Origin of the sequence: Paenibacillus sp. LPE1-1-1.1, assembly GCF_040676435.1 — a bacterium.
Taxonomy (GTDB): Bacteria; Bacillota; Bacilli; order Paenibacillales; family Paenibacillaceae; genus Pristimantibacillus.
Genome location: NZ_JBEGHY010000001.1, coordinates 781957 through 794118 on the forward strand (window position 1 = coordinate 781957; position 12162 = coordinate 794118).

A 12162-nucleotide genomic window follows, 5' to 3' on the forward strand; every position below is an offset into this window, starting at 1 on the left:
CATTAAAATGAGATAAGAAGTGAACGCATTTTCTGCACACCCTAACTCACGTAAATGGATTGAAAATAAAAAAACCTCCCCACAGTCAAACATGACTGTAGAGAGGCTAATCATTAATAAAATATCTTTTCATCCCGCTTTTCCTTAAGTATTTCTACCGCTTCCCGGAACCGCAGCGAATGCACGATTTCCCGCTCCCGGAGGAACTTCAAGCTGTCCTGCAAATCCACGTCGTCCGTCAAATCGATCAGCCATTGATAAGTCGCACGCGCTTTCTCTTCCGCCGCAATGTCCTCATACAAGTCCGCGATCGGGTCACCCTTCGCTTGGATATAGGCAGCCGTCCACGGCACACCGGATGCATTCTGATAAAATAAGGCGTTGTCATGCGCGACAAAATGATCGCCCAAGCCCGCTTTCCTTAGCTGCTCCGGCGTCGCGTCCTTAGTCAGCTTGTAGATCATGGTGGCGATCATCTCGAGATGCGCAAATTCCTCTGTGCCAATATCCGTAAGCAATCCAATAACTTTATCCGGAATCGAGTAACGCTGGTTCAAATAACGAAGCGCCGCTGCGAGCTCCCCGTCGGCACCCCCATATTGTTCCATTAAAAACTTAGCCATTAAAGGATCGCATTTGCTGACTCGAACCGGATATTGCAGCTTTTTCTCATATACCCACATTTACGGCACCTCCTCCAAAATAAGAGCTTTCCAGACGCGATCTAAACCTGCCAAGGCCATGGCGCATCATTCCAACACCACGGCGTGCTGGAGAGACTCTGTCCGAAATTTTTCAAGGGTCCGTACTGTGACTCATAACGGTGGGCAATTTGCTGCCTGAGCTGCGCATATTGGTTGTATTGCTGTATGGCATTCGAATCCATCGGATGTGTATCCAAATATAAATTCAACTCAACTAAAACAAAATCAACAGCCTGCAATTCATGCAGCAGCTTGTAATATTCCTCATTCAATACGATGGACACCTTTAATCACCTTCTTCCGCTCTAACGTTTTTAGACCCGTAAGGACTATATAGCTGCGGCCAAAGGGTACCGTATTTTAATGCTTCGAAGGGCGTGAATTGTGGAAGATTCGGCGGCTGGAACGGGATAAACAATTGCGGCGGCGTGCTATAGCTTTTTATGCGAATCGGCGGACATGGATCTAACGGACTAACGAAGGGCTTATAGTATCGCACCTGTTCGTTCACGATGATGTCTCCTCTCACCTCGTTAAATGCTTCAAAACATCATATGTATAAATACTTGTATTTAATTCCTGCAATATGTATAGACAGACGGTTAGGCCAATATAAATTGAATTCCTTTATATCCAAAGTGTAGGCCAAAAATGACAAGGGATAGGCCTGATAGGATAGAGATGGATTTAAGCACGCGGTCAGTTAACCATTTACGGGCATAGCTTGCTATTCCGGCCATGGTTACATCCCAAATCAAAATACCGGAAATAATTGCGCAGCTATAAATAATTAAGTGTTTCAAATCATATTTAGAGGCGGTATCCGCAAGCACGGAACCATAAATGCCAAGCCAAAACAAAATGGTCATTGGGTTAGACAGCGACAAAAAAAAGCCGGACAAAAAAGCTTTCATATACGTTTGTTCTTTTTGCTTTCTAAACTCCGATACAAGTATACGACTGCTTTTTAGGCTCTCAATGCCAGAGTAAATCAGGATGAAACTACCGAATAGCCATAAAAATGCTTGCACGAACGGTATCTTAATCAAATGGACGCTTCCCATAAAGACGACGAGCATATAAATAATATCCGCAATCAAAGCGCCAAGTCCCAGAAGCCAGGCATACCAAAACCCCCGTTTAATTCCCGCATTTAATTGGGCAGCATTTATTGGCCCAATCGGTGCAGATAAAGATAAACCCAAAAATACATAACCGAATAATATGTTCATTCCTGTACACTCCCTATAAATAAGCTTGTACTATTCTATTGTTCGAACAGTGACTTATTACAAATAAGGAAACAGAGCCTACAGAATAAAACCAAAATTTTGAATCATGATGATCTTTACATCTGGCAGCCTCAACGCATAAACGGATTACTCAAGGAAACAATACAGTTGTTTCATTCCCTGAATAAAAAAAATGACGCATAACGGATGATTACGTATATGCGGCATCATTAATTTTCAACAATAAATCTGAGCAAGGTGGGGGAATATTAGTGATCGAGAAAAAAAAATGGGATTTAGCAGCTCTCGCCTCCATTCCGCTGATAATGACACTTGCGAATTCAATGCTCATTCCCATCCTTCCGCTCATACAAAAAAAATTAAATATCTCTTCGCTTCAATCTAGTCTAATTATTACGGTTTACGCCGCCATATCGATCTTATGTATTCCAATAGCCGGTTTTCTTTCCGATCGTTTTGGAAGGAAATTAATTATCCTCATTGGATTATCGATAGCCGCACTCGGCGGATTAATCTCAGGACTGGCAGCATGGTTAATGGATAGTCATGTTTACGAAATTATTTTGGCAGGCAGAATTATTCAGGGAATCGGGGCCGCCGGAGCTTTCCCAATCGTATTGCCATTAGTTGGCGATATGTTTCAAAGCGAGGAAGAAGTGAGCAATGGACTTGGCATGATTGAAACTTCTAATACGTTCGGAAAAGTTTTAAGTCCGATTCTTGGATCTGCATTAGCGCTAATTGTCTGGTTCCTCCCGTTAGTTGTTATTCCGGTTATATCAGCCATTTCGATCATCGCCGTTATATTTTTGGTAAAAGCACCAAAACAAACAAATAAAAAAACGGTCCATTTCAAACATTTTTTAACCGGCTTGAAAGGCATACTCTCTGAAAAAGGCCATTGGTTATACGTCATATTTGTAATTGGTGGAAGCGCCATGTTTATTATGTTCGGCTTTCTCTACTATTTATCATCTGTACTTGAGAATAATTATCATATAAACGGTATTTGGAAAGGCATGCTGCTTGCTATTCCACTCTCTGCCATTTGCGCAGCCTCTTTTGCAGCAGGAAAATGGGTTGGTGAAAATAAGCAGAAGATGAAATGGTACACGGTGATCGGACTGGGTCTAGTGGCTGCAGCCATGCTTGTCTGCGGATTCACAAATACAAAAAGCTTATTTTTTCTGATTTCCTTAATGTTTATAAGCGGAATAGGCATTGGTCTTGCTCTTCCCAGCTTAGATGCACTTATTACGGAAGGAATAGAGAAGCAAAAACGCGGAACGATTACCTCTTTGTACAGCAGCACACGATTCATTGGCGTTGCGTGCGGTCCTCTGGTCGCTTCTATTCTTTTAAAACATATTGAATGGTTATTTTACATTTTTGCTGCCATCGCTTGTGCTTGCTGCTTCATAGCACTGTTATTTATTAAACCGGGTACTGAAAAAGCAAAGGCCCAATAATCGTCCATGCTTTTTGGAAATCAAATTGCAAATGTATAAATATTACGGTTAGAGATAATATAAGCAAGCCAGTTAGACAAGCGATAACATTCAATTTTTTTCTTTACTCCAATCACTGTATGAAATGAGGTTAAGAGTTGTATTTCTACAAAGAAGATTTAATCAATAACGTTGTCGTTGATAAGCCTGATCCCGCAGCAGCAAAGGTACTACAAGAAACACTTACGGCCAATTCGGAGAAATGCGAACGATGATGCAATATTTCTTCCAAAGCAGCAATTTCCGCGGAAATGCAACACAATACCGTGATTTAATCCGTGGTGTGTTTCTAGAGGAAATCAGCCATGTAGAACTCGTTCAACATACGATTAACCAGTTGCTGAACGGGTCCGGCGAAGAACGCCCGGGAAATGCAGGAGTCGATTCTGCTCCGCTTGACGAAGCGGTTAAGCACGCTAATCCCCATCATTTTATCGTGGGTGCGCAAAGCTCGCTCCCTCTTGATGCTGCAGGTAATCCTTGGCTAGGGAATTACGTGTACAGCCATGGGAATTTAATCAGTGACCTATTAAATAATTTGATGCTGGAGTCAACCGGAGTTCTTCAAAAGTCCCGCATTTATGAAATGAGCTCGAACAAGACGTTTCGGGAGACGCTGGCCTTTTTAATGGTCCGTGATAACGCGCATCAGAACGCCTTTGCTAAAGCTCTTGAAACGCTGGGGGTCGATTGGGGCAATCTATTTCCTGTGCCGAATTACGATGTTAACAAGTATCCAGAATGCCGCAAATATGTTGAATTGGGCTATCACAACGCTAAGTTTAATTTCCGAATGGATTCTACACGAATCGGTGAAATATTCAACGGCCAAACGCCAAGCAGAAACGATGGAGAATTGAAAGTCGTTCAGCCTCCGGATGGATTTCCATTGCCTGTTCTACCCGAGTTGCCAAGTGAGCATAGCCCTGGGCTATACGATATGAATGCATAAGCGGTTTAATGAAAATGTGTATTCCTTCCTTTAATGAAAATGTATAAAACCCTGCTTTTAAAGCAGGGTTTTATTTCCTTGATGCGAAGATTTGTTGCGAAGACTCGCAATATCATATAGCGGGAGAGGTTTAACTTGAAAACAAAAGAACAACCCATGCAATGGTGGCAGCTTTCCTTAATGGGCGTTGCATGTACGATTGGTACAGGTTATTTTTTGGGAACGGGCGTTGGAATAAGCATAGGCGGACCTGCAATCATACCTGCCTTTATTATTGCCGCCATCGGCACGTTTGTCGTTTTTGATGTTTTAGCGCGCATGACCGCCACGGATCCTAAAGAGGGATCTTTTTGCGTATACGCCGCTGAAGCCTTTGGGCGATGGGCTGGTTTCAGCAGCGGCTGGGTTTATCTTTCTTCTGAGCTGTTAATCATGGGGAGCCAAATGGCAGCCTTATCTCTTTTTACCCGTTTATGGTTTCCGGGGGTTCCCATTTGGATTTTTGCAGCCGTATACGGCGTATTAGGTATCGGGGTTATTTTAATCGGAACAAAAGGTTTCGAACGCGCAGAGCATTTGTTTGCCGTTCTAAAGTTAGCCGCTATTGTCGCTTTTCTGTTGATTGCAATAAGCGCGCTTATCGGATGGTTCGGAGATGGTAAGTATGCGCCCAAATGGCCTGTTCCTATTTTCCCTACGGGATTGCGAGGGGCATGGTCGTGTTTGATCTATGCGTTCTATTCGTTTGGCGGGATTGAAATCATGGGGCTTATGGCGTTACGCCTTAAAAATGCTAAGGATGCGCCAAAAGCAGGCAGACTTATGATCGGCCTACTGGCGTTTTTATACATGGCATCTCTATTGCTTGCGCTAAGCTTGACGCCCTGGCATGCAATCAGCGCCAATGAAAGCCCGTTTGTTTTCTCTCTAAAAGGATATGGCATCGCTTTTGTACCTCATTTATTCAATGCGGTATTTATCATCGCCGGCTTCTCGACCATGATTGCTTCCCTTTTTGCCGTTACAACCATATTAGTCACGCTTGCGAAAAATAAAAATGCGCCGCCCCTATTCGCCAAGCTCAGCAAAAACAAAAAAAAGACGCCTTATTGTGCGATTGGCGTGACCACTTTCGCTTTATTCGGTTCGATTCTCTTGGCATTGTTAATGCCCGATAAAATATATGAGTACATTACGACGGCTGCCGGCTTAATGCTGCTGTACAATTGGATGTTCATTCTGGTCACATCCAATAAATTATTAACCCAAACGGTTTGGGGCCGAATAAAATGCTGGACCGGCATAAGTCTTGTACTCTTAGCAGTCATTGGCACGTTATTTCACCACAAAAGCCGGCCTGGTTTCTTTATCAGCCTAAGCTTTCTTGCATTGATTTTTTGCGTCACATGGATCATGAATAGGAAATGGAAGAAAGACAAACCGGATAGAATGAATCCTCAAGAACGGACTAGGAGTTAAAAGTAATGAATCGAATTTCACAGAAAGGCTCCTAACATCTAGGGGTCTTTTTCATATTCGCTTGTTTTTAATCATATGTTTGGTCTTATGGATGCATTTAAAGGAGGAAAATAAATGGAAGATCAAGCCCTATTTGAACATCGATTTTGGCTTCAAATTTTGGGTGATCATGCTCGTTTTATCTTCTATGCTTTATCGCCAGCAGCGATTGAAGCAGAGAGGGCCAGCCTATTTATCCAGCAATCCGATCAGTTACTCGAACAGGCTCGTCAGCCTGATGCTTCTGCACGTTTGTCGCTGCTCAATAAACAAGCATATGAGTTAGCCTCCAATCTCCGCGAATTCAAGCTAATGCTGCTGGATCGCCTGCTGCTTGGACAGCTCGCCATTGGCATGCCTCCTACCTTTATTAATCATATGGTCAATGAGCTTGAAGAATATATCAAAATACTGAATGCGTTAGTAGAAGGAAAACCCGTACCCCATTTTTCATCCTTGCACCATGATTTGTTATGGTTACCTGATGCAGCCGGGCATGCTTCGGCGATTGCCATGGAACTCGATGGCGTGGAAAAAAGATTAATCCAAAAGAGTAAACGATTCGAACAGCATTTTAACGAATTTTATTTAAAAGCAATTGAACTAACCGGATATATGAGGACGATGCGTGAACACTATCCCGCGCTGGCAAGATTTCATATCGACGTCAATATGGAAATGTCCGTCTTTATGATGTTCTTAAACGAAATTGAAGAGCTTGAATTAAGCGCCGAATTGCTAAGCCGAATAAATCCTCTCATGCCTGACCATATGTTTCGCGAAGAGTGCTACTACTTATTAAAATTAGCCGAATGCGGCGCCGTTCCTTTCCCCACATGTGATCCAGCAAAACCTAGAATACAATAGCCAATTGCTATGAACGAATGCTTGTCATCATATTTCTTCTATAAAAGATCAATTGTACCGGTACAGTTGATCCAATTCTATATTGCCTGCCGGACCGTTCAAGCTTACGATGTTATTCAAGACGCATGAAGCAGCTGCTTCGGCAATGATTTTGAATAGCAGAGGTGATGTGGATGAATCTATTAACGAAAGCGGAAATAAAAGCTTATTTAAACAGAATCGGGGTCACAGACGTCGAAGCTCCGACGAAATACTATTTATTCGAGCTGCACAAAGCCCATGTAAAAAATCTATCTTGGCAAACGCTCGATATTTTCGGCCGCAAACCTGCAGCTATAGATAGGAAACAATCCGTACAGCTCATATTAAACGGCAGAAGCGGATACTGCTTTCACCTTAACGGAGCGTTCAGCCTCCTGCTCCAATCACTCGGCTACAAGGTTTCTATGCATCGAGCGGGCGTTCAGCCAATGGGCGCTGAGCCTTGTATTAATTCCTTTCACCTGGGATTAACGGTTAGCTTAATGAATGAACAGCTTGAAGAAGAAACTTGGATCATTGATGCCGGCCTCGGCGATCTCCCCTTTGAGCCTTTGCCGCTTCAATTCGGAACCTATCCGCAAGCTCCATATCTCTATAAAGTAACGGGATCCAGCGTGGCATCTAACGGCTGGCGCATCGAGCATGACTCCCTCGCTTCCTTTGTCGGCGTAGATTTTGACCCTGCCGTAGTGCTAAATATCGATGAATTTATTCCTAAGCATGAGCATTACAGCCGTTCAACGGCATCCCCATGGTTTGATGCTTTTTTAATTCGGAATCGAAATGAAACAGAAGGACATGAGCTTAGAGGTTGTGTATGGAAGAAACGCGTGAATAGCGGCCTTGTGAAAGCAGAAATCCAAAATCAGTCCCAATGGCTTGAGGTCCTAGCGGATATTTTCGGAGAAAAGCTCGTTAACTACAGCAGCTTAGAGCGGGATGAGCTTTGGAAGAGGGTATGGCGAGCTCATTTGGAGTGGAAAAAAATGAACCTCAGTGCAACCTGAGGTTCATTTTTCATTCTATGATCAAGATTCAGCCGTACCGAATCTTTTGGCATTTCTTATACGGGCACGCTCAATCTCGATCTCACGGTCTCGCGGCTCAGCATTCGTAACCAAGGAGTCTAACAATTTCTGCGCAGCCGCGGCTACTTCAATCACAGCCAGATGAAACGCCTCTTCATTCGCTTTCGAGGGCGAGTTAAACCCGGATAGCTTTCTTACGAATTGCAGTGAAGCTGCTTCCACTTCCCCTTCCGTAGCCGGAGGCTCGAAATTAAATAAGGTTTTAATATTTCTGCACATTGCTCTCTCCCTTTCAGTCGACGATTGCCTAAGAAAAATTATAGTACCATTCCACAAGTGAAGCAATCGCGTGCGAACTTTACCAAGCATCCGTCATGACGATCGGCTGAATCACTCCGTTTGCAATCCTCATTCGGTCTATGCACAGCATTCGGTTTCCTGCTTCCTTGTCCCCAATGGCTCTCCGATGGTATACGATAAGCCATTCGTCACTATCAGCCAAATGGAGATAACCGTGATGGCCAGGTCCTTCCGCTACCGGCTCTTGTCTCTCAAGAACGGTTCCCTTATTCTCGAATGGCCCAAGCGGGCTCTCGCTGACACCGTAGGCAACGCGATAGGAGCCGTTCACCCAATCGCCTAGTGACCACATCAGATAATACAGCCCCTCTTTCTTAATCATACACGGTCCTTCAACATAGCCCTCAGGCGTGATAGACAAGAAGGTTTCACCGTTATCAAACGGAATGAACCCTGTCATATCCTCGTTCATTCTTGCTGCGTTACAATGACGCCAGCCGCCGTAATACAAATAGATAATCCCATCGTCATCTTTAAATAAATGGGCATCGATCGGCTGAGCCGCGTGGATGAAGCGATCAATAAGGGGTTTGTCCAAATAACCTCTGAAAGGACCCTCCGGACGGTCAGCCACTGCAATCTCCAAGCCTCCAACCTCGCCATTCGTTTGGATATCATTCGATGCAAATACCAAATAATATTTCCCATTCTTCTCAATGATCGTAGGCGCCCATACCGCTCTCCATATCCATGGAAAATCAGACATTTCAATGATGCCTTCATGCTTTTCCCAATGAATCAAATCACTGGAACTGAACGCATCCAAATTCATTTGCTTCGTATACTCCGTATAAGAACGAGTCACATATATCCAGTGCTTTCCTTCATAGGTTCTTGCTTCGGGATCAGCGTACCAGCCTGGCACAATCGGATTATGATTACCTTTCATTTACAAACAGCTCCTTTTATGGGGATACAGCTATAACGATATTGTAAAACATTGCAAATGGTTTGTCTTTGTACGAAATAAGAAAATAGGCTTATCTGCATGTCCTAAGGACATGCGATAAGCCTATTTTTTGCTCGCGTTACAAGCTGCCTTCATTATACGCACGTAGCAGCGTATAGCGGTTTGGCCTTATATGATGAGCTTCCCGCAAGCTTCTCTCTAACAGCGCTTCATCTATACCTAAGTCCCTTGGCTCCGACGGCCCGCCTACGGCTGCCAATAATTGACGGATCGCCGCTTCATTAGGAACCTGACCAATAAGCTGCCGTGCTGCTTCTTGCTGATCAGCCGTTAAGAAAGGCAGCGGTTCATTGGTTAACCGGTGGTAGAGGGCGGAAATTTCCGCGCAAGCAACGCCTACTTTAGCGCCGTGCAAAATTTGTCTTCTTTCCAGGCGCAGAAACTCCATTTCCCAGTAATGCGAGAGATGATGCTCGGCACCTGAGGCAGAATGGGATTGGCCGAATAAAAGCATAGCGAAGCCGGAAGTGAGCAATGCGTCAGTCAGGATTCTAATGCCTTCCGGCGTCCGTTTTGCAATCGCGTCGACTTGCTCAACGCATTGGCGCAGGGCATTTTCGGTTATATCCGCCACAGCTTGCGAATAAGGCTCTCCGCCAGTCATCGCGCCGAATTTCCAATCAAATAACGAGGTGAATTTACCAAGCATATCTCCAAATCCGGCAGCAACAAGCGATGGGGGTGCCTGCGCCAAAATATTCAAATCCGCGAAAATCGCTGACGGGCCGATCGATTGAATCGTTTTTTTCTCTCCGCGAAGGATAACCGGAGCCCCCTTGGAGTTAAAGCCGTCCACAGACGGCGCCGTGGGAACCGATACAAAGGGCACGCTCGTAGCGTAAGCGGAAAAACGGGCGATGTCATGCAGCGTCCCCGAGCCGACGGCAACAACCACTTCGGCAGACTGTGACTTTAAATCCAATAGGCATTGCACCAATGATGCTTCGTCGGCAATGACATCCCCTTGCGGATTGGGTGAAATCAAGGTGACATGCACAGCAATGCCGGCTTTGGCAATCGCTGCCTCAAGTGACTGCCCTGCAATTAAAAAAGTCGTCTTATCCGCAACGATGATCACTTTCGTATACCTGCACGATTCGAGATAAGGAGTAATCTGCTCGACAGCCCCCGCTTCCAATACAACGGGACCCATATCGAGCACTTGGAAATCCATTCCCGTTTCCCTTGCTGCTTCTTTTCTAATAGCGGCTAACCCTTCATTCATACAAGCTCCTCCTTCGGTTCTAATAAGGAAACCAGTTCTGCAATCGAATCCCAAATTGCATCCGGCCGCTCCATCGCTAATTCCGCATCCTGTCGGCTCGTTGAGCCGCTAAGAACGAGAGCTGTTTTCATTCCTGCCCGTTTCCCTAGAGCAATATCCGATGGCAAGCTGTCGCCAATAACGACACATCTCTCAGGCGGAAGCCCAAGCGTACGGAGCGCAGCTTCCGCCATGACCGGCGAAGGCTTGCCAATGACTGTTTTCACTTCTTTTCCCGTTGCCGAGACTATAGCTCCAATCATCCCGGCGACGTCAATCGACTCTCCTTCTTCACCCGGAAAGGATTTATCCGCATTGGTCGCTATAATCTCCGCCCCGCCGCGAACGGCCCGGAAAGCCAGGTTGAGTTCTTTGTAGGTCAAATTTTCATGCAAGGTAATGACCAGTTTATCGGCTTCCTCCGGGATATTTGCCAAGGTGATGTCCCAAGACAGCAGTTCCTCTCTTAATCCAGTGTCGCCAAGCGTCCAAACCTTTGCCTGCGGATCGTTCATCTTCAAATACTCCGCGGTTACGCTTGAAGACAATAGGATCTCTTCCGCTGCCGCTATGATCCCCATACCCAGCAGCTTTTCTTGACACATCACCCGGGAAATATTTCCTCGATTGCTTAGGAACACAACTCTTTTCCCCAGCTTTCTTAGGCTGGCGATGGCTTCCATCGCTCCTTCGACAGCTTGGCTGCCCCTATAAACAGTCCCGTCTAAATCAATGATAAAACCTTCGATACCGTCCAGTCTCATGCAAATCCCCCCTGTTCATCCCTCCTCTATTTTCCTTTCATTTGTCTTCATATGTCAACGATTGAATGCTTTTGCCGGCGTTTTGAAATGCGTGCATATGACGGCTCATTTCCTGTCATTTATTGAGGCTATCATTATTTCAACGCCTTTGATTTTCTCTAAATACGATTTATCCGCTTTCGCATCCGTAATTAGAGTATGCAGTTGAGCCATTTCCACGGACGTCGCGATCGAACGTCTGCCAAGCTTCGTGTGGTCAGCCAGCGCGATGGTTTTTCTCGCATTGGCGGCCATCCGTTTTTTCAACTCTGCTTCATATAAGCTAAAGTCCGTCATGCCCTCTTCGATGCTGACGCCTTCGGCCGAAGTAAAAAACAAGTCGGCATGGATGCCATCCAGCACATTTTTTCCCAGTACGCCCTCTACCGTTCTTGAGCCCGACCGCAGAACGCCGCCGATCAGGATGACATTGATTCTAGGGTTCTGATTCAATATCATCGCGGCATCGAGCCCATTGGTTACTACCGTTAAATAATCGCAATCGGCAAGGGCCTTAGCGAGTTCTAACACGGTTGAGCTTGCATCCAAAAGAACACACTGTCCTCTGGACACGAGGCGGGCCGCCTGCATCCCGATCGCTCTCTTCTCCGGATAGTTCAACTCGCTGCGCGTGAAGAAGGAGTCCCCCCGATGCACCGCTTTCTTATTCGCCAGAACAGCGCCGCCATGGGTCCGTTCAATAATGCCTTCATCCTCAAGCAAACGAAGATCGGTACGGAGCGTTCCCTCCGATACGTTCATTTCCTTAGCCAGCTCCTTCACGACAACCTGCCCTTTTTGATGTAAACACTCTACGATCTTCTCTCTTCTTTTCGAAGCAAACATCCTATCTCCACCTTTTTGATTCATGACATAGATGCAGCAGAAATCAT

The 12162-nt window shown here is 45.3% G+C and carries 13 protein-coding genes and 1 pseudogene; 5 read left to right on the forward strand and 9 right to left on the reverse strand.

Going from position 1 to position 12162, the window contains the following annotated elements:
• Window positions 1-113: 113 nt before the first annotated feature.
• The 4 genes from MRBLPE1_RS03690 to MRBLPE1_RS03705 form a co-directional block, all read right to left on the reverse strand.
• The gene (locus MRBLPE1_RS03690; RefSeq protein ID WP_364141663.1) at window positions 114-683 is read right to left on the reverse strand and encodes a manganese catalase family protein; all 570 of its coding nucleotides are present in this window, start codon (window positions 681-683) and stop codon (window positions 114-116) included.
• 41 nt (window positions 684-724) lie between these two features.
• Window positions 725-988 (reverse strand): spore coat protein CotJB, encoded by a 264-nt coding sequence (locus MRBLPE1_RS03695; protein ID WP_364141665.1) that lies wholly within the window; start codon window positions 986-988, stop codon window positions 725-727.
• Between the two features lie 2 nt (window positions 989-990).
• A complete protein-coding gene (locus MRBLPE1_RS03700) occupies window positions 991-1215 on the reverse strand; it encodes a spore coat associated protein CotJA (protein ID WP_364141668.1) in 225 nt (74 codons plus the stop codon).
• Between the two features lie 91 nt (window positions 1216-1306).
• Complete coding sequence (locus MRBLPE1_RS03705; RefSeq protein WP_364141670.1) at window positions 1307-1936, reverse strand: LysE family transporter; 630 nt, start codon at window positions 1934-1936, stop codon at window positions 1307-1309.
• Window positions 1937-2208: 272 nt separating this feature from the next.
• On the opposite strand from MRBLPE1_RS03705, the gene MRBLPE1_RS03710 reads away from it, so the two are divergent.
• The 5 genes and pseudogenes from MRBLPE1_RS03710 to MRBLPE1_RS03730 all read left to right on the forward strand — a co-directional run bounded on the left by MRBLPE1_RS03710 (window position 2209) and on the right by MRBLPE1_RS03730 (window position 7851).
• Window positions 2209-3426 carry an MFS transporter gene (locus tag MRBLPE1_RS03710; protein ID WP_364141673.1) on the forward strand — a complete coding sequence of 406 codons (1218 nt, stop codon included), beginning with the start codon at window positions 2209-2211 and terminating at the stop codon, window positions 3424-3426.
• Window positions 3427-3563: 137 nt separating this feature from the next.
• Window positions 3564-4417, forward strand: a pseudogene (locus MRBLPE1_RS03715) (manganese catalase family protein).
• Between the two features lie 156 nt (window positions 4418-4573).
• On the forward strand, window positions 4574-5896 hold the full coding sequence (locus tag MRBLPE1_RS03720; protein ID WP_414698846.1) for an amino acid permease: 1323 nt from the start codon (window positions 4574-4576) through the stop codon (window positions 5894-5896).
• A gap of 114 nt (window positions 5897-6010) precedes the next feature.
• Window positions 6011-6802, forward strand: a complete 792-nt coding sequence (locus MRBLPE1_RS03725) for a DUF2935 domain-containing protein (RefSeq protein WP_364141678.1) — start codon at window positions 6011-6013, stop codon at window positions 6800-6802.
• 173 nt (window positions 6803-6975) lie between these two features.
• Complete coding sequence (locus tag MRBLPE1_RS03730) at window positions 6976-7851, forward strand: arylamine N-acetyltransferase family protein (protein WP_364141681.1); 876 nt, start codon at window positions 6976-6978, stop codon at window positions 7849-7851.
• Window positions 7852-7872: 21 nt separating this feature from the next.
• Here MRBLPE1_RS03730 and MRBLPE1_RS03735 read toward each other — a convergent pair whose 3' ends face one another.
• From MRBLPE1_RS03735 to MRBLPE1_RS03755, 5 genes are all read right to left on the reverse strand, one after another.
• The gene (locus MRBLPE1_RS03735; protein ID WP_364141684.1) at window positions 7873-8151 is read right to left on the reverse strand and encodes a DUF2277 domain-containing protein; all 279 of its coding nucleotides are present in this window, start codon (window positions 8149-8151) and stop codon (window positions 7873-7875) included.
• A gap of 79 nt (window positions 8152-8230) precedes the next feature.
• Window positions 8231-9121, reverse strand: a complete 891-nt coding sequence (locus MRBLPE1_RS03740) for a glycoside hydrolase family 43 protein (protein ID WP_364141687.1) — start codon at window positions 9119-9121, stop codon at window positions 8231-8233.
• Between the two features lie 139 nt (window positions 9122-9260).
• Window positions 9261-10427 carry a sn-glycerol-1-phosphate dehydrogenase gene (locus MRBLPE1_RS03745; RefSeq protein ID WP_364141690.1) on the reverse strand — a complete coding sequence of 389 codons (1167 nt, stop codon included), beginning with the start codon at window positions 10425-10427 and terminating at the stop codon, window positions 9261-9263.
• Entirely contained in the window at window positions 10424-11230 is an 807-nt protein-coding gene (locus MRBLPE1_RS03750) for an HAD-IIA family hydrolase (RefSeq protein ID WP_364141693.1), read from the reverse strand. Before MRBLPE1_RS03750 ends, MRBLPE1_RS03745 begins: the two co-directional genes overlap by 4 nt.
• Window positions 11231-11335: 105 nt before the next feature.
• Window positions 11336-12115 (reverse strand): DeoR/GlpR family DNA-binding transcription regulator, encoded by a 780-nt coding sequence (locus MRBLPE1_RS03755; protein WP_364141696.1) that lies wholly within the window; start codon window positions 12113-12115, stop codon window positions 11336-11338.
• Window positions 12116-12162 lie beyond the last annotated feature (47 nt).

Coding starts and splice junctions, on each gene's coding strand:
- MRBLPE1_RS03755 (WP_364141696.1), bottom strand. CDS start 12,115: ATGTTTGCTTCGAAAAGAAGAGAGAAGATCGTAGAGTGTTTACATCAA.
- MRBLPE1_RS03730 (WP_364141681.1), top strand. CDS start 6,976: ATGAATCTATTAACGAAAGCGGAAATAAAAGCTTATTTAAACAGAATC.
- MRBLPE1_RS03690 (WP_364141663.1), bottom strand. CDS start 683: ATGTGGGTATATGAGAAAAAGCTGCAATATCCGGTTCGAGTCAGCAAA.
- MRBLPE1_RS03745 (WP_364141690.1), bottom strand. CDS start 10,427: ATGAATGAAGGGTTAGCCGCTATTAGAAAAGAAGCAGCAAGGGAAACG.
- MRBLPE1_RS03750 (WP_364141693.1), bottom strand. CDS start 11,230: ATGAGACTGGACGGTATCGAAGGTTTTATCATTGATTTAGACGGGACT.
- MRBLPE1_RS03725 (WP_364141678.1), top strand. CDS start 6,011: ATGGAAGATCAAGCCCTATTTGAACATCGATTTTGGCTTCAAATTTTG.
- MRBLPE1_RS03720 (WP_414698846.1), top strand. CDS start 4,574: ATGCAATGGTGGCAGCTTTCCTTAATGGGCGTTGCATGTACGATTGGT.
- MRBLPE1_RS03740 (WP_364141687.1), bottom strand. CDS start 9,121: ATGAAAGGTAATCATAATCCGATTGTGCCAGGCTGGTACGCTGATCCC.
- MRBLPE1_RS03735 (WP_364141684.1), bottom strand. CDS start 8,151: ATGTGCAGAAATATTAAAACCTTATTTAATTTCGAGCCTCCGGCTACG.
- MRBLPE1_RS03705 (WP_364141670.1), bottom strand. CDS start 1,936: ATGAACATATTATTCGGTTATGTATTTTTGGGTTTATCTTTATCTGCA.